The organism is Mycobacterium gordonae, from assembly GCF_002101675.1.
GTDB lineage: Bacteria > Actinomycetota > Actinomycetes > Mycobacteriales > Mycobacteriaceae > Mycobacterium > Mycobacterium gordonae.
Genome location: NZ_LQOY01000080.1, coordinates 48029 through 66430, shown reverse-complemented (window position 1 = coordinate 66430; position 18402 = coordinate 48029). Strand labels below are relative to the sequence as shown.

Annotated in this window: 19 protein-coding genes and 3 pseudogenes; 8 read left to right on the top strand and 14 right to left on the bottom strand. The window is 64.6% G+C overall.

Annotated features, from left to right (window positions below; genetic code table 11):
- The first annotated feature begins 9 nt into the window (after window positions 1-9).
- Window positions 10-174 carry a hypothetical protein gene (locus AWC08_RS36485; protein ID WP_156803061.1) on the top strand — a complete coding sequence of 55 codons (165 nt, stop codon included), beginning with the start codon at window positions 10-12 and terminating at the stop codon, window positions 172-174.
- A gap of 52 nt (window positions 175-226) precedes the next feature.
- Here the strand turns inward: AWC08_RS36485 and AWC08_RS12890 are convergent, their stop codons facing one another.
- Entirely contained in the window at window positions 227-3145 is a 2919-nt protein-coding gene (locus tag AWC08_RS12890) for an MMPL/RND family transporter (RefSeq protein WP_069433165.1), read from the bottom strand.
- On the bottom strand, window positions 3142-3573 hold the full coding sequence (locus tag AWC08_RS12885) for an MmpS family transport accessory protein (protein ID WP_065135108.1): 432 nt from the start codon (window positions 3571-3573) through the stop codon (window positions 3142-3144). Before AWC08_RS12885 ends, AWC08_RS12890 begins: the two co-directional genes overlap by 4 nt.
- Window positions 3574-3908: 335 nt before the next feature.
- On the opposite strand from AWC08_RS12885, the gene AWC08_RS12880 reads away from it, so the two are divergent.
- On the top strand, window positions 3909-4556 hold the full coding sequence (locus tag AWC08_RS12880) for a class I SAM-dependent methyltransferase (RefSeq protein WP_069433166.1): 648 nt from the start codon (window positions 3909-3911) through the stop codon (window positions 4554-4556).
- Here AWC08_RS12880 and AWC08_RS12875 read toward each other — a convergent pair.
- Both AWC08_RS12875 and AWC08_RS12870 read right to left on the bottom strand, forming a co-directional pair.
- Entirely contained in the window at window positions 4543-5373 is an 831-nt protein-coding gene (locus AWC08_RS12875; protein WP_069433175.1) for an enoyl-CoA hydratase, read from the bottom strand. The genes AWC08_RS12880 and AWC08_RS12875 overlap by 14 nt on opposite strands.
- Before the next feature lie 117 nt (window positions 5374-5490).
- Window positions 5491-5763: a GlsB/YeaQ/YmgE family stress response membrane protein gene (locus AWC08_RS12870; protein ID WP_065135110.1), complete on the bottom strand. Its 273-nt coding sequence runs from the start codon at window positions 5761-5763 to the stop codon at window positions 5491-5493.
- Between the two features lie 149 nt (window positions 5764-5912).
- Here AWC08_RS12870 and AWC08_RS35270 point away from each other — a divergent pair, with 149 nt between their 5' ends.
- Both AWC08_RS35270 and mbp1 read left to right on the top strand, forming a co-directional pair.
- Complete coding sequence (locus AWC08_RS35270) at window positions 5913-6161, top strand: hypothetical protein (protein ID WP_142283550.1); 249 nt, start codon at window positions 5913-5915, stop codon at window positions 6159-6161.
- A gap of 53 nt (window positions 6162-6214) precedes the next feature.
- On the top strand, window positions 6215-6451 hold the full coding sequence (gene mbp1 / locus AWC08_RS12865; RefSeq protein ID WP_065135111.1) for a microaggregate-binding protein 1: 237 nt from the start codon (window positions 6215-6217) through the stop codon (window positions 6449-6451).
- 81 nt (window positions 6452-6532) lie between these two features.
- On the opposite strand, the gene AWC08_RS12860 is transcribed toward mbp1, so the two are convergent.
- On the bottom strand, window positions 6533-7537 hold the full coding sequence (locus AWC08_RS12860; protein ID WP_065135112.1) for a dihydrodipicolinate synthase family protein: 1005 nt from the start codon (window positions 7535-7537) through the stop codon (window positions 6533-6535).
- Between the two features lie 199 nt (window positions 7538-7736).
- Between AWC08_RS12860 and AWC08_RS12855 the strand changes: the two genes are divergently transcribed.
- Window positions 7737-8501 (top strand): TetR/AcrR family transcriptional regulator, encoded by a 765-nt coding sequence (locus AWC08_RS12855; protein ID WP_065135113.1) that lies wholly within the window; start codon window positions 7737-7739, stop codon window positions 8499-8501.
- Between the two features lie 9 nt (window positions 8502-8510).
- Here the strand turns inward: AWC08_RS12855 and AWC08_RS12850 are convergent.
- A pseudogene (locus AWC08_RS12850) lies at window positions 8511-9328 on the bottom strand (enoyl-CoA hydratase/isomerase family protein).
- Between AWC08_RS12850 and AWC08_RS35265 the strand changes: the two are divergent.
- Window positions 9328-9420: pseudogene (locus AWC08_RS35265) on the top strand (enoyl-CoA hydratase/isomerase family protein); the annotation flags it as partial. The pseudogenes AWC08_RS12850 and AWC08_RS35265 sit on opposite strands and share 1 nt — an antisense overlap.
- Window positions 9421-9483: 63 nt before the next feature.
- Here the strand turns inward: AWC08_RS35265 and AWC08_RS12845 are convergent.
- From AWC08_RS12845 to fabG, 6 genes are all read right to left on the bottom strand, one after another.
- Window positions 9484-9843, bottom strand: a complete 360-nt coding sequence (locus tag AWC08_RS12845) for a hypothetical protein (protein WP_065135114.1) — start codon at window positions 9841-9843, stop codon at window positions 9484-9486.
- Between the two features lie 66 nt (window positions 9844-9909).
- Complete coding sequence (locus tag AWC08_RS12840) at window positions 9910-10602, bottom strand: GntR family transcriptional regulator (protein ID WP_065135115.1); 693 nt, start codon at window positions 10600-10602, stop codon at window positions 9910-9912.
- Window positions 10603-10606: 4 nt separating this feature from the next.
- Window positions 10607-11800: an acyl-CoA dehydrogenase family protein gene (locus tag AWC08_RS12835; protein WP_065135116.1), complete on the bottom strand. Its 1194-nt coding sequence runs from the start codon at window positions 11798-11800 to the stop codon at window positions 10607-10609.
- Between the two features lie 13 nt (window positions 11801-11813).
- Window positions 11814-13016: a CoA transferase gene (locus AWC08_RS12830; RefSeq protein ID WP_065135117.1), complete on the bottom strand. Its 1203-nt coding sequence runs from the start codon at window positions 13014-13016 to the stop codon at window positions 11814-11816.
- Complete coding sequence (locus AWC08_RS12825) at window positions 13013-14245, bottom strand: acetyl-CoA C-acetyltransferase (protein ID WP_065135127.1); 1233 nt, start codon at window positions 14243-14245, stop codon at window positions 13013-13015. The genes AWC08_RS12830 and AWC08_RS12825 overlap by 4 nt, the downstream gene beginning before the upstream one ends.
- A 56-nt stretch (window positions 14246-14301) precedes the next feature.
- Window positions 14302-15051: a 3-oxoacyl-ACP reductase FabG gene (fabG, locus tag AWC08_RS12820; RefSeq protein ID WP_065135118.1), complete on the bottom strand. Its 750-nt coding sequence runs from the start codon at window positions 15049-15051 to the stop codon at window positions 14302-14304.
- 104 nt (window positions 15052-15155) lie between these two features.
- Here fabG and AWC08_RS12815 point away from each other — a divergent pair, with 104 nt between their 5' ends.
- Window positions 15156-16325: an acyl-CoA dehydrogenase family protein gene (locus AWC08_RS12815; RefSeq protein WP_065135119.1), complete on the top strand. Its 1170-nt coding sequence runs from the start codon at window positions 15156-15158 to the stop codon at window positions 16323-16325.
- Window positions 16326-16369: 44 nt separating this feature from the next.
- A pseudogene (locus tag AWC08_RS12810) lies at window positions 16370-16615 on the top strand (TetR/AcrR family transcriptional regulator); the annotation flags it as partial.
- Here AWC08_RS12810 and AWC08_RS12805 read toward each other — a convergent pair.
- Together AWC08_RS12805 and AWC08_RS12800 are read right to left on the bottom strand one after the other, a co-directional pair.
- Entirely contained in the window at window positions 16616-17683 is a 1068-nt protein-coding gene (locus tag AWC08_RS12805; protein ID WP_232007786.1) for a phosphotransferase family protein, read from the bottom strand. It lies immediately after the preceding pseudogene.
- 84 nt (window positions 17684-17767) lie between these two features.
- Window positions 17768-18388, bottom strand: a complete 621-nt coding sequence (locus tag AWC08_RS12800; protein WP_065135121.1) for a TIGR03085 family metal-binding protein — start codon at window positions 18386-18388, stop codon at window positions 17768-17770.
- Window positions 18389-18402 lie beyond the last annotated feature (14 nt).

Sequence of the window (18402 nt, the reverse complement as noted above, 5' to 3'; positions counted from 1 at the left end):
GGCACTTCCGTGAATGACATGGACTCGCAGGTCAACGCGCTGACGGCCGAGCGCATCTCCGGTGCTCCACTGCCGACCGAGGCGACATTAAGGAAGCGTCACAACGTCTTTGTGCAACTGTGGCGTTTCGCCCGTATCAATCTCAGGATGCTGAGGATCATCCGCGCTCACTGACCTTTGTGGCCCAATCGTTGGTTCTTCCCGACCTTTCGGCTAAACCTTCCGGCTAAACGTTCATCGGAACCGGTTGTTCACGGTGCGCGGGCTTCGCCGCATCGGCCTGTTCGCCCAGCAGCAGCGAGCGCACCAGCCGGCGCGGTCCGAACGGCCGGAGCATCGAGCTGGCCGGGCGGGGCCGCACCTTGAGCGGCCACCAGAACCACCTGCCGAGCAGGGCGGCGATCGAGGGTGTCATCAAGGAGCGCACGATCAGCGTGTCGAACAACAGCCCGAGCCCGATCGTGCTGCCCGCCTGGCCGATTGAGCTCAGGTCACTGGCCGCCATCGACATCATGGTGAAGGCGAAGACCAGCCCCGCGGCGGTCACGACGCCACCGGTCTCACCCATCGAACGGATGATCCCGGTCCGCAGGCCCGCGCCGATCTCCTCCTGGAATCGCGAGACGAGCAACAGGTTGTAGTCCGACCCGACGGCCAACAGGATGATCAGGCCGAAGACCGGCGCGATCCAGTTGAGATCCAGTCCGAGGATGTGCTGCCACACCAGAACCGACAACCCGAATGCCGCACCCAGCGAGAGCAGCACCGTGCCGACGATCACCAGCGACGCGACCAGGGCCCGGGTGATGACCAGCATCACGACGAATATCAGTGTCAGCGCGGCGATTCCGACGATCAGGAGATCAAATTGGGACCCGGTCTGGATGTCGTTGTACACCGCGGCCGTGCCGGTGAGATAGAACTTTGCGTTGGCCAGCGGCGTGCCCTTCACGGCTTCGTGTGCGGCGTTGAGTTCCGGCTTCACGGACGCAATACCTTTGGGCGTGGCCGGGTCGGAGTCGTGGGTGATGATGAACCGCGCCGCCTTGCCGTCCGACGACAGGAAGAGCTTCAGGCCCCGCTGAAAGTCGGGGTTGTCGAAGGCCTCCGGCGGCAGATAGAAGTAGTCGTCGGCCTTGGAGGAGTCGAACGCCTGACCCATCGCGCTTGCGGTATCGGTCATCCGCGACATCTGCGTGACCAGACCGGAAAAACTGCTGTGCAGGGTCAGCAATGTCCCCTGCATGGACTGCGCGACCGCGATGATTGGCGGGAATTCGGCGAGCATCTTGGGCAGCAGAGCGTCGATGTTGTTCATGTCGCCGATCAGCGTGGTCATGTCCGCGCTGAACTTGTCCACCCCGTCGATCGCTTCGAACACCGACTTCGCCGCCCAGCAGGCCGGAATGTCGAAACAGTGCTGCTCCCAATACAAATAGCTGCGGAACGGCCGGGCGAAATCGTCGAAATCCGCGAGGTGATCCCGCATTTCATCCAGCGTGGCCTTCATCGCACCCATGTCCCCGACCATGTGGTGGGTGGTGCCACTCATCTGCTTCATCAGTCCCTGCATGCGCTGCATCGAACCGATCATGACGCCGAGATCGTCGCTCATGGTGAGCATGTCGGCCATTCGGTCCTTCATGAATTGCAGGTTCTGTTGGATCGGCAGCGACTGCATGCTGACCTGAAACGGGATCGAGCTGTGCTCGATCGGCCCACCCAAAGGTCGGGTGATGCTTTGCACGCGTGCGATTCCGGGCGTCCGGAAGATGTCCTTGGCGATCCGGTCGAGGATGATCATGTCGCTCGAATTACGCATGTCATGGTCGGCCTCGACCATGAGGATGTCGGGATTGAGCCGGGCCGCGCTGAAATGCTTTTCGGCGGCGTCGTATCCGACATTCGACGGCAGATTCGACGGGATGTAATAGCGGTCGTTGTAGCTGATCGACATGGTCGGCACGATCAGCAGGCCGACCAGCGCGATGAGCAGCGACGCGACGAAAATCGGCCCAGGCCAGCGAACGGTCGCCGTACCCATCCGTCGCCATCCCCGCGTCTTGATCATTCGCTTGGGATCGAGCAAGCCGAATCGAGTCGCCACCGCGACGATTGCCGGCGCCGCGGTCAGCGCTCCCGCGATCACGACCAGCAATCCCAGCGCGGACGGGATGCCGAGGGCCTTGAAGTAGGACAGGCGCGCGAAATGCAGGCAGAAGGACGCACCGGCGATCGTCAGACCGGACCCCAGAATGACGTGATAGGTGCCACGAAACATGGTGTAATAGGCGGTTTCCCGGTCCTGGCCGTTCTGACGCGCCTCCTGGTAGCGCCCGATCAGAAATATCGCATAGTCCGTGCCGGCCGCGATGGCCAGCGACGACAGCATGGCGACGACAAACGTCGAGAAGCCTAACAGGTCATAACGTCCCAGGAGCGCGATCAATCCTCTGGCCGTGCCCATTTCGAAGCCGACCATGACAAGGACCAGGAGCACCGTGGCCACCGAGCGATAGACCACGAAAAGCATGATCATGATGACCACGCCGGTCACACCCATCATCTTGAACATGCTCTTGTCGGCGGCCTCGTTCATGTCCGTCGTCAGCGCGGCCGGCCCGGTCACGTAGGTCTTGAGCCCGGGCGGCGGCTTCGACCCGTCGACGATCTTGCGGACCGCGTCCACCGACTCGTTTCCCAGCGTGCTGCCCTGGTTGCCGGCAACGTTGAGCTGGACGTAGGCCGCCTTGCCGTCACCGCTCTGAGAACCGGCGGCGGTGATCCGGTCGCCCCACAGGTTCTGCACGTGCTGGACGTGTTTGGTATCGGCGGCCAGCTTTTTGATCAACCCGTCGTAGTAGGCGTGCGCCTGATCGCCCAGGTCTTTGTCGCTTTCCAGGACCACCATCACGATGCTGTCCGAGTCGGACTCGTGGAACGTGGCGCCGATTCGCTTGGCCGCGATCATCGCGGGCGCGTCCTGCGGCGACATCGTCACCGCGTGGGTGCGGGCGACCGATTCGATCGGCGGCACAAGCAGATTGACGGCAAGCGTCAGCAGCAGCCATAACAGGATGATCGGAATGGCGAAGGCGCGGACAAAGCGCATGAAGCGCGGACGGCTGTCGGTGTCGGTGTTCATGCGGCTTTCACCAAACAGAACGTCTGGGCATGATGCCCCGAGGATGACTGCTCGTCCCGGATTTCGCCGTTGACGGTGATGCGACAGCCGATGCGGTCACTGTTACCCTGCGCCACCACGTTGGCGATCACCGCGGGGTTGGTCGTCGAAATCGTATATGTCCAAGGCAGGCTGCTGAACTTGGCTTGCTCGGCCACCGCATCCTTGTTCAGATAGCTCAGGCTTCCCGTCGTGTCACTGGGTCCAAAAACTTCATAAGTCACGGTCTTTGGATTGAAGGGCACGATCGTCTCGACGGCACTCCCGGTCGTCGAGAACAGCTTGTCAGAGCCGAACACACCGCGCAGTCGCTGAACGGCGATGCCGCCCAGGGCCACGGCGACCACGACGACAAGCGGTATCCAAGCCCGCTTGATAAAGGTGAGCATGATGGTCCCCTTGGTCTGTCGCTTCAGTGAGTCTCGCGCCCGCGCGGGCGCGCCGGAAGGGTCGTTTGACCTTCGTTCTGACGGACTTCGGTCTTTCGGAGGGAAACCTCCATGCTCATCTCAACCTCCTCATCTGGCGCGGCGTCTTTCAGTTCCGCCGCTACTATACCCTACCGGGTATGGCATATCTACGACTCCCGCCGGCGCCGCGAGCCATCGAGGTGAGCCTCCCAACCGGCCCGGCGCCGCCCGTGCTGGACCAAAATGATTCAGCGGCACACTTTTCCGCGGGTAGCGGTCTCTGACCTGCCCAAGCATGGAGGTATTCTCTTGGCATGAATGTCCGCGACGCCGTTATGGCAGGCATCGCCAAGCAACTCGGTCACCCCAGCGGCCTGCGGGGCCGGTTCGTCGGCGTGGCGCTCAATCGCGGCAACCGGCGCTTCGTGAACGCAGCGGCGCAGGCGCTCGAGCCGCGGGAAACAGACGAAGTCGCCGACGTCGGCTTCGGCGGTGGCGTGGGACTGAAGTTTCTGCTCGCACGGGCCGGCCGGTCGGGCCGGGTACACGGTGTCGAGATATCCGACACGATGCTGGCGGCCGCCGCGCGCCGATACCGCCGAGACATCGCGGACGGACGGCTCACGCTGCACGAAGGGTCGTTGACACAACTGCCCTTCGCCGATGGCCAATTGAGTGGAGTTATTACCGTCAACACCATCTACTTCGTCCCGGAACTGGATCGTGCCTGCGCCGAACTCGTTCGGGTGGTGAACACTTCGGGCCGAATCGTCATCGGGCTCGTCGATCCGGATGCGATGGCGAAGATGCCACCCACCAGACACGGTTTCTGCATTCGCCCGGTGGCCGAGGTGATTGACACGCTGCGGGCCGCCGGACTCACCGTCGAACACCGCCGAATCGATCAGGGATTCCCGCCATTCCATTTACTGATCGGCACGCCCGACGCTAAGCGTCAGTGAGCGAAGGGAATTGGGGCGGCCGCTTCTGCAAGAAGCTGACAATTCCCTCCAGCACATCGGGGCGCGGCAGCGCCTCCCACATCAGAGCTTCGGCGTCCGCGGTCGCGGTGACGACGTCGCGCGTGGCGTCACCGTACGCCTGGCGCTTGATCACCGCCATCGCCGTCGGGGAACAGTACCCGGCGATGTCCTCGGCGTATTCCAGGACGCGCCCCAGGAGGTCTTCCGGCGGTACAACTTCCTTCACGAGACCCAGACGGGCCGCCTCGTCGGCCAGGAAAGTGCGGCCGCTCAACAGCAGATCGAGTGCGACGCCCCAACCAACCAGTCGCGGCAGAATCCAGGAGACGCCGAACTCGGCGATCAAGCCGCGCCGGGCGAAGACGGCGCCCAATTTGGCGCCGGCCGCGGCGAATCGAACATCGCACATCAACGCCTGAGTGAATCCGATTCCGACACAAGGTCCATTGATGGCCGCAATCACCGGCTTGCGCAACTCGGTCACGAAATGCGGCGGCCGCTCCCCCACCAGATCCGCCACACTCTTGCCGCCCGCGCTTTCCAGCGATTCGCCGACGCGGCCCGCCGATCCCGGTGCGCCCAGATGGGCGCCGGCACAGAACGCGCGACCCCGGCCGGTTATCACGATGACCTTGATCGCCGGGTCCTGCTCGGCGCGGTCTATCGCCGCATAGAACGGGCCCGCCATGTCGGGTCCCCAGGCGTTGAGCCGGTCAGGGCGATTGAGCGTGACGATCGCGACGCCGCTGGGGGTGACTTCATACAGCACCGCGTCGTCGGCGTCCGCTGCGCTCATCAGTGACTCCTCGTGGGATACCGGCGGATTGTTCACCCATACCGTATACCTATCGGTAGTTCATTCCACGAGCGGTGACGGGCGCCCTGACGTCGCTGTGAGCAGGCTGCTCCGGTGCTATCGGGACACTCGCCGCCCGGTGACGAGCTTGACGATTGCCAGCAGGATGACCGCCCCCAGCAGACAGGTGAGAAATGAGAACACCAGGCCACCGCCGGCCACGTCGACGCCGAAGCCCCGCAACAAAAAGCCGCCCAGTAGCCCGCCTACGATCCCGACCACGACGTTCAGCACCAGGCCCATCTGCCCGTCGGTCTTCATGATCTTGCTGCCAATCCACCCGGCCAGACCTCCGATGACGATCCAGCCGATAACACCCAAAGTAAGCATTTCCAGTCCTTTCGACAGCGACGCGGACGCCGCTACTGACTCCGCTCGGGTATGCCCGGCATTCCCGGGTGGTAATCCGTGGGTTTGGGAGCACGACTGGGCGGGTTACCGATAGCTCGCGCCAACTCACTCGGCCTACCGGAGGACCCATGACCACCACCAAAGCAGTTGCTCATCGCGTAGGACAGGCGCGCGGATTGGCTCTACGCGCCCAATTCGCCTGGATGATCACCCAATTCCTGTTCTGGCTGTCCCTGATCGCTGCGGTGGTTGGCTTGGCGCTGTGGGCGCGCCGCCGCCTCACCGCCGGCGCGCAGACGGGTGCCGCCGCCCCGCCCCCTTCCGCACCGCCGGCGGACGCCGTGACGAGCGACACATCGCCATCCAGTTTGCGCTGACCCTGCAACTGGGAAAAGTCCCAGCAGCGTCAACAAACGAAAAGGAGAGCGCAATGGCGAACGAGAACAGCGGTCCGGCCGAGGCAGTCAAGGGCGTCGTGGAGGACGTCAAGGGCAAGGCCAAGGAGGTCATCGGTACGGTGACCGGCCGCAACGACCTCGTCGACGAGGGCAAGGCCCAGCAGGACAAGGCCGAGGCTCAGCGTGACGCCGCGAAGTACGAGGCCCAGGCCGAGGCGGCCCGCGGTGAGGCCAAGGTTCAAGAGGCACGCCAGGAAGCCAACCAGTAGGTAGCGGAGGCTAATACGGAAGGCCCGGTCAGCTGGCCGGGCCTCCTGCATGTAAAGGCCTGCGACGCAAGGTGTTCGAAGTTAACCGATCAGTCCCAGCCGACGGTATGCGGCCTCGATCTGAGATTTGGCCTCGGCGGGCAACTCCGCCTGCGGTGGGCGTGAATGTGGGTACGACCCGATCGGCAGTCCCAATAGTGACGCCGCGTACTTGAACGCCCCAGCCCAATGGGTGAAATAGTCCGGGCGGCCCGGATAGCACGTCCACCAAGAGCCGATGTCCAGGTCGAACTGATCCAGGCCCGACTCCCGACCGAAATCCATCGCCTCGAGCAGTTTGTCCGCCATCACCAGATCCCAGTATTCGGAGAACAACCGGCGCTGCGGCGTTTCGAGAAGATAGCCGGCGGTGCCCAATTGTGCCGGACACACAATGCCCGCACGCAACCATCCGGCCCGGTACACCGTCCGATCGCATTCCCACAGCACCAGACCCGGCGCCAGTTCATGCAACCGCCGACTGCTCTCCGGACGGAACGCGCCCTCCTTGGTGGCGCACACCGCCGGGATTTCGTCGTAGATGCGCGCACTCTCGGCCGCCGTCAGTACATAGCCCGACGACGGCGAATTGAACATGCCCAGTGCGATATCCGTGCGCGCAGCGATGTAGGAGAAGAACCGCAGCACGCCCTCGCCGCCATGTGCCTCCATCATCGGGGTCTGGATGTAGGCGATGTCGGCACCCGCCTGCTGAGCGTGCAGCGTCAGTTCCAGACAGTCTTTGGCGCTCGTGGCTGCTGTGCAGGCCTGCACGACAACGTCGGGGTTCGCCCGGCGACCCTCGTCAATCGCCACCTCCAACAAGCGCTTTCGTTCGTCGAGTGTCAAGGCCCAGAACTCGGCGAGCCCGCTGGTGCACCACAGCATCGGATGCCCGAGATCGCCGACGCAGTAGCGCACCAGCGTCCGGTAGGCCTCCCAGTCGATATCGTCGCCATCGGCGCCGCAGAAAGGTGTGTACAGCGAGTCACCGATTCCGCGCAAAGCGCCGCGCGCCCATGCCCGTGCCTCACTGGCCGTCGCCATGACCGCCCCTTTCAGCAGGGGCTGCCTGGCGCGGCATTCGCCTCGCTCGACTCCATGACCTAGCCTGTGGCTGATTCGATGGCTGCAGCACGTCCCTGTCCGCCTGCCCGGCGATCTATACCAAAAAGCCTACGATAGGTATTACAGTAGCAGACAGACAACCCCCACGCGGGGTGGATATTAGTGGAGGTACCCGGGAGTGGCAAAGCAGGCGACTGCGGAGAAGCGGCAGCGGCGCGAACGCGGGTCCATCAATCCTGATGACATCATCAGTGGCGCTTTCGAACTGGCAGAACAGGTTTCGATCGACAATCTGAGCATGCCCCTGCTCGGCAAACACTTGGGCGTCGGAGTCACCAGCATCTACTGGTACTTCCGCAAGAAGGACGATCTGCTCAACGCGATGACCGATCGCGCGCTGAGCAAGTATGTGTTCGCCACCCCGTACGTCGAGGCCAAGGACTGGCGCGAGACGCTGCGCAACCACGCGCGCCTGATGCGCAAAACGTTCATGGGCAACCCGATTCTCTGCGACCTGATTCTGATTCGGGCGGCGCTGAGCCCCAAGGCGGCCCGCGTCGGCGCTCAGGAGATGGAGAAGGCCATCGCCAACCTGGTGGAGGCCGGGCTGTCACCCGAGGATGCGTTCGACACCTACTCCGCGATGTCGCTGCACGTCCGCGGGTCTGTGGTGCTGCATCGACTGCACGAGAAGAACCAGTCATCGCAGGACGGCACGCGGTCCATCGAGGAGGCGGTGGCCGTCGACCCGCAGACCACGCCGCTGATCGCTCAGGTCAGCGGTAAGGGCCACCGTATTGCCGCTCCCGACGAGACGAACTTCGAATACGGTCTCGAGTGCATTCTCGACCACGCCGGTCAGTTGATCGAGGCGGGTAAGTCCTCGTCGAAGGCGGTCAAATCCGCGCCCCGCAAGGCCGCCGCACGCAAGACCGTTCGATAAAACTGGTTGCTAGGCTTCGGGTTCGGGAACGTGGAAGCGTTGGTCGCGTAACCGGAACGCCTCCTTGCTGCCGTGCTGCGCGCGCGTCTTGACGAAGTTGAACTTCCCCGGTGCGAATTGGAGGTTCGTGCCGAAGGCATGGAACAGATAACTCGCGACTTCCTCGCCCTGGTAGGCCTGGCTCTGTTCGACAAGCCGGAAGGCCTCCTTGGCGATGCCGACACCGTCGGCCGGCATCTTGGCCGCCTTCTCCGGCCAATATCTCGCACGGGCCGTCACCGACCCGGAATCGCATGTCTCGGTGAAGATTCCGAAGTGTGCGACGTCACCGGCATCGATGATGTCGCCGGTGAGCAGCAGACGCCGGGCCAGCACCGGGCCCAACCGGTGAAAGAACATGTGCAGGCTGCCCAGCGCGGGGCCGAGGAAGCGTGTCGCGGGCATGCCGATCTTGGTGTCGTGCGCAATCACCGAGATATCGGTCATCAGCGCTATTTCGAATCCGCCGCCGAGCGCGAAGCCCGCGATCTCTCCCACCGTGACCTTCGGGAAGCCCATCAGGTTGTGGTAGAAGCCGAATGACTTGCGGTCCACGGTGAGCCGGCGCCGCTGGCTGGGCCTCTTGCGCCCGCCGGGGTCGTCACCGGGCCCACGCTGGCCGTACAGCCATAGGCGTTGTCCATGTCCGCCCCCGTGCTGAATGTGCCGCCCGCACCACGCAACAACACCACGGTGAGGTCGTCGTCCTCGGCGATCCTGTCCAGACACCGCGCGATGGTGTCGCGCATCGCCGGGTCATAGGTGTTGCGGCGCTTTGGGTTGTTGATGCACGGGCGCCGACGTCAGAGCCATCCCCGAAGACGGCAAGGTGATCTACGAGCGACCGTATCTGTCGACCTATGACCAGTGGGAGGCGCCGCTCGACGTGCCGCGCGGCGCTGCCGGAAAGGTCGACATCGGTCGTCCGTGAGCTGCTGCATGCTCAGGGCACCCGTGTCCAGGGCTGACAGTTCTGCGACTCGAAGGCCTTGACCGAGGTGTTGATGTTGGCGAACATCGGGCCGACCGAGATATTCGTCTGCAGCACATGCTCCTTGTTCGCGTCGGGCGTGCTGTAGGTGAACCAAGCACACATCGAGTCCTGCGTCGGCACGTTATTGATCCACACCCCGAACGTCGATGCGGACCCGGCAGTGCGGTACAGGCCGGGCGCTATGTCGGGTCCCACCACGAACACACCGTTGCCCGGGATAGGGTCCAGCGGCTCAGCGGCGGCCGGCGGTGCCGACGCGATAGCTGACACACCGGCCATGAGTACCGCGGCGGCACGCAATACGCGCATTCGATTCCCCTGTCATGTGACCCGTAGGGGCAGCGTATGTCCTCCGCTGACACCAGGACAAGGCCGTCAGGTCGCACCCGGCGGAGCGGCTGGAACCACCACGCCCCGTTCGATGAGGTGGTCGATCAGCGGGACCGCGCTGGCGGCCAGATGTTCCGACATTGCTGCGCGGGCCTGCTCCCCGTCGTGCCTGCCCAGCGCGTCCAGCACCCGTCGATGGTCGCGGACGGCCTGGTCGGGCCAGTGCTCGATCGTCGGGAACACCGATTCGGGTGCGTAACGCGTGATCTGCGACATCAGCTGAGCCAGTTTCGCCGAGTCCGCCGCGATGTTGACGGCCCGGTGGAATTCATGGTTCAGGCGCACCGTGCGCTCGTCGTCGTCGGCGGCGTACGCGGCTTCGAGTTGGGTCTGAATCTGGTGGAGTTCGCGCAACTGGTCGTCGCTGATGTTCAGCGCCGCGCGTGCCGCGAGCTCGCCGCCGACGTGGGCCTGGACGTTGGCGACGTCGGCGAGGTCGCGCTGGGTCAACGGCAGCACCACGAAACCGCGCCGGGGTTGTTGGGCCACAAGGCCTTCGGCGCGCAGCGCGAACAGCGCCTCGCGTACCGGCGTCACGCTCACACCCAATTCCATGGCCAGTTGATCCAGCCGCACATACTGACCGGCGGCGTAGGCCCCCTCGAAGATTCGCTTACGGACAAAACCCGCGATGTCCTCCGACAGCTGGGGCCGCGCGCCGAAATCGGGAATTGTCATGGCCTTACACCCGGTACTCGTCGAGCAGGCGCTTGCTGATGATGGACTTCTGGATCTCACTGGTCCCCTCCCCGATGAGCAGGAAGGGGGCGTCGCGCATCAGCCGCTCGATTTCGTACTCCTTGGAGTAACCGTAGCCGCCGTGAATACGGAAGCTCTGCTGGGTCACCTCGGAACAGAACTCGCTGGCAAGGTATTTGGCCATTCCCGCGGCCACGTCATTGCGTTCCCCGGAGTCCTTCAACCGGGCGGCGTTGACCATCATCAGGTGGGCCGCTTCGACTTTGGTGGCCATCTCGGCCAACTGGAATGCGATGGCCTGGTGGTCGGCGATCGGCTTGCCGAATGTCTGTCGCTGCTGGGCGTAGCGCACCGCAAGCTCGAACGCGCGCAGAGCGATTCCGCAGGCGCGGGCCGACACGTTGACCCGACCGACTTCGATGCCGTCCATCATCTGGAAAAAGCCCTGCCCGGGTTTGCCACCGAGGATGTCGTCGGCACCGGCGCCGTAGCCGTCGAAGATGAGTTCGGTGGTGTCGATGCCCTTGTACCCGAGTTTGTCGATCTTGCCGGGGATGATCAGGCCCGGGACGACTTCACCGAAACCCGTTGGCTTCTCGACCAGGAAGGCCGTCAGGTTGCGGTGCGGCTTGTCCGCGCCTTCGTCGGTGCGCACCAGCACGGCGACCAGCGTCGAGCTGCCGCCGTTGGTCAGCCACATTTTCTGGCCGTCGATGGTGTACGTGCCGTCGGAGTTGCGGGTGGCCCGGGTGCGGATCGCGGCCACATCCGAACCCAGTTCCGGTTCTGACATCGAGAAGGCGCCGCGCGTCTCGCCCGTGGCCATGCGTGGCAGGAACCGTTGTTTCTGTTCGTCGGTGCCGTGCTGGCGTAGCATGTAGGCGACGATGAAATGCGTGTTCAGCACGCCCGATACGCTCATCCAGCCGCGCGCTAGTTCTTCCACGCATAGCGCGTAGGTCAACAGCGACTCCCCCAGACCGCCGTATTCCTCCGGAATCATCAGGCCGAACAGGCCCATGTCGCGCAATCCGTCGACGATCGCCTGTGGGTAGGTGTCGCTGTGTTCGAGTTCCTGGGCGTTGGGAATGACTTCCTTGTCGACGAATTGGCGCACCGTTGCCACGATCTCGGTCTGGACTTCGGTCAGGCCGAGGGTCTGGGCGAGTTTAGTCATGCGCTGATTCCTCTCAGCCTGCAATGGTTTTCGCGGTGGCCAGCTGCGCGAGGTCGTCGGCCGTCAATCCCAGGTACTCGGTCAGCACACCGGCGGTGTCGGCTCCCAGCGCGGGCGCCGCCGCACTGGCCGGGTGGACCCCGTCGAACGCGACCGGCATCGCCGGGGCCAGATAATCACCGACGCCGGGCTGGTGCAACCGGGAAAAGAGCGGATTTTCGGTCACTTTCGGATCGTTGGCGACCTCGGAGAAGGTGCGGTATCTCTCGTGCAGCACCGTGGTGGCGGCCAACGCCGCGCTGACCTGCTCGGCGTCGTGCTCGGCGAACCACGTGGCGAACAGACCCGAGAGCACATCGCGGTAGCGGTAGCGGGTTCCTTCCTCACCGAAGTCCACCTCTAACGCTTCGGCGAGTGCCGCCACCGCCGCACCGGTGCCCGTCACCTCGACCAGGTCACGAAAGTGCCTTCGCGTCAACAGGACAACCATAAACCTGAGGCCGTCCCGGCTGACGAAGTCCTGACCGTACTGGCCGAAGATGGAGTTGCCGACCCGCGGCCGCTGGGTTCCGAGCACCTGCGGCTCGGTCAGCAGGCCCAGGTTTCCGGCGGTTGCCAGCGCGACGTCTTCAAGCGCGATGGTGACGCACGCGCCCTCTCCCGTCTGGTCCCGGCGGTGCACCGCCGACACCACCGCGAGCGCGGCGTACAAACCGCAGCTGACGTCCCAGGCCGGCAACACGTGGTTGATCGGGCCGGCGTGCTCGGCTGGGCCGGTGACGAGCGGAAAGCCGACGGCCGCATTCACGGTGTAGTCCACACCGGTGGACCCGTCGCCACGCCCGAGCAACTGGACGTGAATGACGTCAGAGCGCCTGGCCGCCAACGCCTCGTATCCCAGCCACGTCATGCCGGCGGCATTGGTGACGATGATCCCGTCGGATTCCGCGACCAGCCGCTGCACCAGCTCACGGCCCTGATCTGAGCGCAGATCGACAGTGACCGAACGCTTACCCTTGTTCAGGCCTGTCCAGTAGATCGAAGTGCCGCTGTCGGCCAGTGGCCAGCGCTGCACGTCCGACGCACCGCCGATCGGATCGACACGAATCACGTTCGCGCCCAGCTGGTTCAGCGTCATTCCGCATAGCGGCGCGGCGACGAAGCTGGAAACCTCGACGACGGTGATGCCGGCCAGCGGCAGTGCGGGACCGCTCATGTCACCCGCTCGAACACCGCTGCCAGGCCCTGGCCGCCGCCGATGCACATGGTCTCCAGCCCGTAGCGCGCCTGGCGGCGATGGAGCTCGCGTGCCAGGGTTGCCAGCATCCGTCCGCCGGTGGCTCCGACCGGGTGCCCCAGCGAGATGCCCGAGCCGTGCACGTTGGTGCGGTCGTGGTCGGCCGCAGCGAGCTTCCACTCCCGCATCACCGCGAGGGCTTGCGCGGCGAAGGCTTCGTTGAGCTCGATGAGGTCGATATCGCTCAGCCGCAGACCCGCCTTGGCGAGTGCGACCTCGGTGGCCGGCACCGGCCCGATACCCATCACGTTGGGCGCCACCCCGGCCTGACCCCACGACACCATGCGCACCAGCGGCGTCAAGCCCAGGTCAGCCGCCTTCTCCGGGGTGGTCACCACGCACATGGATGCCGCGTCGTTCTGCCCGCTGGCATTGCCGGCAGTGACGGTCGACTCCGGGTCTTCCTTGACGAGAACGGGTTTCAGCTTGCCCAGCGATTCCATCGTCGTGTCGGCGCGCGGATGTTCGTCGGTGTCGATCACTTCGTCGCCGTGGCGGCTGGCCACCGTCACCGGCACGATCTCGTCGGCCAGGACACCGTTCTTCTGCGCTGTGATGGCCCGCTGGTGCGACCGCACCGCGAGCTCGTCTTGCTCGCGCCGCGAGATGCCGTACTGGCGGCGCAGATTCTCGGCCGTCTCCAGCATGCCGCCCGGTACCGGGTAGTGGCGGCCACCGGCAGTGGTACGTCCGCGCGCCAGCCCGTCGTGCACCTGGACACCGGAACGTGATGCACCCCAGCGCATATCGGTGGAGTAGAACGGCACGTTGCTCATGCTTTCGCAGCCACCGGCGATCACCAGGTCGTTGTCGCCGGAAGCGACCTGTAGGCACGCTTGGATCACCGCTTGCAGCCCAGACCCGCAGCGCCTGTCGACCTGCATTCCCGGAACCGTCACGGGCAGCCCGGCATCCAGGGCCACTACGCGCCCGATCGCGGGTGCCTCGCTGCTCGGGTAGCAGTGGCCGAGGATGACGTCTTCGACGGCGTCGGGGGCCAGGCCGGTGCGTTGCAGCAGCCCTTGGAGCGCCGCGACGCCGAGGGCGACGGCGCTCAACGACTTGAACATTCCGCCGTACCGGCCGATGGGTGTCCGGACAGGCTCGCAGATCACCGCTTCCCGGCGAGCAGACGCAAAGGCGCCCAAATTCGTGCCGAATTGGGCGCTTTCGCGTCTGCTCGCGCCACTTGCCGCGTCACCGCTCACAGGTGACGGCCCCCGGTGATCTCCATGACCGTGCCGGTCATGTAGGACGACAGATCGGACGCCAGAAAGAGGGCGACGCTGGCCACTTCACCGGGCTCACCGGCGCGGCCCATCGGAACCTCGGCGACCTTGGAGTCCCAGATGCGCTGCGGCATAGCCTCGGTCATGGCCGAGCGGATCAATCCCGGGGCGATTGCATTGACCCGAACACCGAGGTAGGCAAGCTCTTTGGCGGCGGCCTTGGTCATCCCCACGATGCCCGCCTTGGCCGCCGAATAGTTGGTCTGGCCGATCATCCCGACCTTGCCGGACACCGACGACATGTTGATGATGGCGCCGCGCTTGTTCTCTCGCATAATCGCCGCGGCAAGCCGGGTGCCGTTCCATGTCCCTTTCAGGTGCACGTTGATGACCTGATCGAACTGCTCCTCGGTCATCTTGCGCATGGTCGCGTCCCGGGTGATTCCAGCGTTGTTGACCATGATGTCCAACCCGCCGAATTGCTCCAGGGCGGTGTCCAGCAGTGCCTGTACCTGGTCGGCTTTCGTCACATCACACCGAACAGCCAGCGCCACATCAGGCCCGCCCAGCTTCTCGGCAGCCGCCTCGGTGGCTTCGAGATTCACATCACCGAGCACCACCCGAGCGCCCTCGGCGATGAACCGTTCGGCGATCGCGAATCCGAGCCCCTGTGCCGCACCAGTCACAACCGCGGTCTGACCTTCCAGCAACGCCACCTGTCTCACGCACCCTTCGTCATGGGTCGCAGCCGGACCCGCGTCAAGCAATATCGTATTTCATATATGATATTGCCTTGTCGTGCCAAGCCAGCCCGAAGGAGCCCCTCACCATGACTTCAGAGGTCCCCGAAGTCTCTGACGAGGATTTTCAGGAAATCCTGGCGCAGACCCGCCACTTCATCCGAACTGCCGTGGTTCCTCGTGAACAGGAGATCCTCGACGACGACCGGGTGCCCGATGACCTACGCGATCAGGCCAAGAAGATGGGACTGTTCGGGTACGCGATCCCGCAGCGATTCGGCGGACTCGGCCTCAACCTGGTCCAGGACGTCGAGATGGCGATGGAGTTGGGGTACACCTCGTTGGCACTGCGGTCGATGTTCGGAACCAACAACGGCATAGCCGGACAGGTGCTGGTCGGCTTCGGCACCGACGAACAAAAGCGACGGTGGCTGGAATCGATCGCATCCGGCGACACCGTCGCCTCCTTCGCGCTGACCGAGCCCGGCGCCGGCTCCAACCCGGCCGGCCTGAAGACCAAAGCCGTTCGCGATCAACGGGACTGGGTGATCAACGGGCAGAAGCGCTTCATCACCAATGCTCCGGTCGCCGACCTGTTCATCGTCTTCGCCCGCACCCGGCCCGCAGACGACAAGGGCCCGGGCATCGCCGTCTTCCTTGTCCCGGCCGATGCGCCTGGCGTGGAAGTAGGAGTCAAGGACGCCAAGATGGGCCAGGAAGGGGCCTGGACGTCCGACGTCAGCTTCACCGACGTCCACGTCGACGACAGTGCTTTGATTGGCGGCAACGAGGACATCGGCTACCGCGCGGCCATGACCTCGTTGGCGCGCGGGCGAGTTCACATCGCCGCCATCGCCGTGGGCGCCGCGCAACGGGCGCTCGACGAATCCGTGGCGTATGCCGCCACCGCGACACAGGGCGGCACGGCGATCGGCAACTTCCAGCTGGTGCAGGCAATGCTGGCCGACCAGCAGACCGGCGTGCTGGCCGGACGGGCGCTGGTCCGCGACACCGCACGTCAGTGGGTCGACAATGTTGACCGGCGCATCGCACCGTCGGCGGCCAAGCTGTTCTGCACCGAAATGGCCGGCAAGGTCGCCGATCTCGCGGTGCAGGTCCACGGGGGCAGCGGCTACATGCGGGGGGTGCCGGTCGAACGCATCTACCGCGATGTGCGCCTGCTGCGCCTGTATGAGGGCACCAGCGAGATTCAGCAACTGATCATCGGGTCCAACCTCGTCAAGGCGGCGCAGCGATAGGGAGCCCCAGCGCTCCCAGATATCCGCGCCTGCGCGGATATCTGGACCCCGAAGGCGTAGGTGACATGATTCAGGGATTCGGGGCCAGCATGGACACGCACCTGATTCGCGTGATCAATGCGCCCGACAGGCGGGAACGGCGCCGGGCCGTCGACGACGCCGTCAAGCGCCTGCGGTTGTATGGCGTTGCCACTGACCGGATCCTCGGTTTGCCCGACGGGTCGACAGTTGTGTTTAACCGCAAGCAGATTGAGGAGATGGTGGCGCTTATTCCGACAAATGGGTCGTAATCAACGGACCAGGTTCAGCGTACCCAAGTCTCGAATCGCCTGACATCCGCGGGTGAGCATGGTCAGCACCATGTCATCACCACGGTCGGTAGAGGAGGCGAACGCAAACCCGAGCGCCGAGATCAGTGGCGCCTGAATCACTCCCAGTCGGTAGTCGCGCCAGCAGGTGTCGCGGTCGTAATCGGTGACGCCATGCCCCACGAGCGCTTGGTGGTAGTCATCGACCAGGCTTCGTTCGATACTCGCGCGTAATCGCGAATCAAGGCTGGTGGCCGTGAAATAGGCCAGGTCTCTCGCCGGGAGCCCGATGCCGAGTGTCTGCCAGTCGACCACACTCACCCGGGTGCGGCCGGGATCGAACAACAGATTGTCCAGCCGGTAATCACCGTGCAGCAAGGCGAAACGGTGATGCTCGGAGAGCAGCCACGGCGTCACCATACGCATTGAGGCGCTGAAGGTTTCGCGGTCTAGCTCGGTCATCCGGTTGCCGAGCTTGTCCAGAGTGATGTCGGCACTCAGCTTCGCCACATCCCCGAGACCTTTAGCCGATTCCTCGTCGGGCCGTCCGAATGCGATGCCCGGCAGATCGAGCCAAACCGGATCACACCACGTCGGTCCGTGTAGACCGGCCAACGCGGTCACCGACAACCGCGCCTCCCGCTCACCGCAACCCGCGATCTGATCGCCCTGTACCGCGGGAGCCTGATCGGCCAGCAGCAGCGCGTATTCCATTGCATCGTCGGTGATCTCACAATAGAAGCACTCCGGCACCGGCACCGACACCCGATCCGCCACGGAACTGTAGAACGAGCATTCGCTGCGATAACCGAAAACCACCCGATCCCGCACGGCGTCGTCTTGAGCCGGCAGCTTGATAACGAACGTCGGCGGCAACCCGCCCGCATCTGAACCATAGGTGGCCGTCACGCGGTAGGTGGCTCCGGTTTGCCCGGTGCCGATTGCCGCCACCTCGGCCGCTGCGACCTCGACGGACGTACCGCGCCGGCTGAGCACCGTCGACAACCACTCGGGCGTCACATCAGCGGGGTACCGCGGGATCGACATCAGGGCACTCACCACACGCCTCCAGCCTGGTTATGAGCCACGTAGGTGACTGTAAGGCATACGGCATCGGCTTCCGTACCCCCCGCGCTAGAAGCCTTTCGGCGCCTCTCGGACAGCCCGGACGGCGGACTCCTCGCCGTCGAAGTCGACGCGGGCTGCCCGGCCCACCGCGAACAGCAGCAACTCCTCGGGCTCTCCGGTGACCGTCACTGCCGGCCCCTTGCCTGCGGTCAGCAGCGTCTTGCCGTCGGTGGTGCGCAGCGCAACCCGGCCGGGAACCTTCGCCAGAGTGAGCCGGCCCATCAGCGGGACGGTCCTGGTGAGCCTGCTCTTGAGGTCCGGTTCGAGCACCCGGGGTTCCCAATTGGCGGCTGCGCGGCGAACATCCTCGTGGTGGATGAACATCTCCGCCACGTTGATCACCGGATCGAGCAGCTTGAACGGCGACAAAGTCGGTGGCCCGGCCGCGACCTTGTCCACCAGCTCATCCCAGCCGGTGCGCTCGGCGACCTCGTTCTGCACTTTTTCGGTGTACCCGGCAAGAGCTGGAATGAGGATGCCGGGGGCGGCGTCCGGCCGGGCCTCCCTGACGACCAGATGAGCGGCCAGGTCGCGGGTGTTCCACCCTTCGCACAGGGTGGGCGCCTCGGGACCCACGGCCCGCATCGTCTCCACCAGAGCCGCCCGCTCGCGTTGTGCAATTGACACGTGTACTCCTGTCA

Bases quoted from the DNA above. Each gene is read 5' to 3' on its own strand.
- AWC08_RS12870 (WP_065135110.1), bottom strand. From the start codon at position 5,763: ATGCTTACTTTGGGTGTTATCGGCTGGATCGTCATCGGAGGTCTGGCC.
- AWC08_RS12830 (WP_065135117.1), bottom strand. From the start codon at position 13,016: ATGAGCGGTCCCGCACTGCCGCTGGCCGGCATCACCGTCGTCGAGGTT.
- AWC08_RS12845 (WP_065135114.1), bottom strand. From the start codon at position 9,843: ATGCGCGTATTGCGTGCCGCCGCGGTACTCATGGCCGGTGTGTCAGCT.
- AWC08_RS12840 (WP_065135115.1), bottom strand. From the start codon at position 10,602: ATGACAATTCCCGATTTCGGCGCGCGGCCCCAGCTGTCGGAGGACATC.
- AWC08_RS12815 (WP_065135119.1), top strand. From the start codon at position 15,156: ATGACTTCAGAGGTCCCCGAAGTCTCTGACGAGGATTTTCAGGAAATC.
- AWC08_RS12860 (WP_065135112.1), bottom strand. From the start codon at position 7,537: ATGGCGACGGCCAGTGAGGCACGGGCATGGGCGCGCGGCGCTTTGCGC.
- AWC08_RS12880 (WP_069433166.1), top strand. From the start codon at position 3,909: ATGAATGTCCGCGACGCCGTTATGGCAGGCATCGCCAAGCAACTCGGT.
- AWC08_RS12835 (WP_065135116.1), bottom strand. From the start codon at position 11,800: ATGACTAAACTCGCCCAGACCCTCGGCCTGACCGAAGTCCAGACCGAG.
- AWC08_RS12875 (WP_069433175.1), bottom strand. From the start codon at position 5,373: ATGAGCGCAGCGGACGCCGACGACGCGGTGCTGTATGAAGTCACCCCC.
- AWC08_RS12885 (WP_065135108.1), bottom strand. From the start codon at position 3,573: ATGCTCACCTTTATCAAGCGGGCTTGGATACCGCTTGTCGTCGTGGTC.
- AWC08_RS35270 (WP_142283550.1), top strand. From the start codon at position 5,913: ATGACCACCACCAAAGCAGTTGCTCATCGCGTAGGACAGGCGCGCGGA.
- AWC08_RS12890 (WP_069433165.1), bottom strand. From the start codon at position 3,145: ATGAACACCGACACCGACAGCCGTCCGCGCTTCATGCGCTTTGTCCGC.
- mbp1 (WP_065135111.1), top strand. From the start codon at position 6,215: ATGGCGAACGAGAACAGCGGTCCGGCCGAGGCAGTCAAGGGCGTCGTG.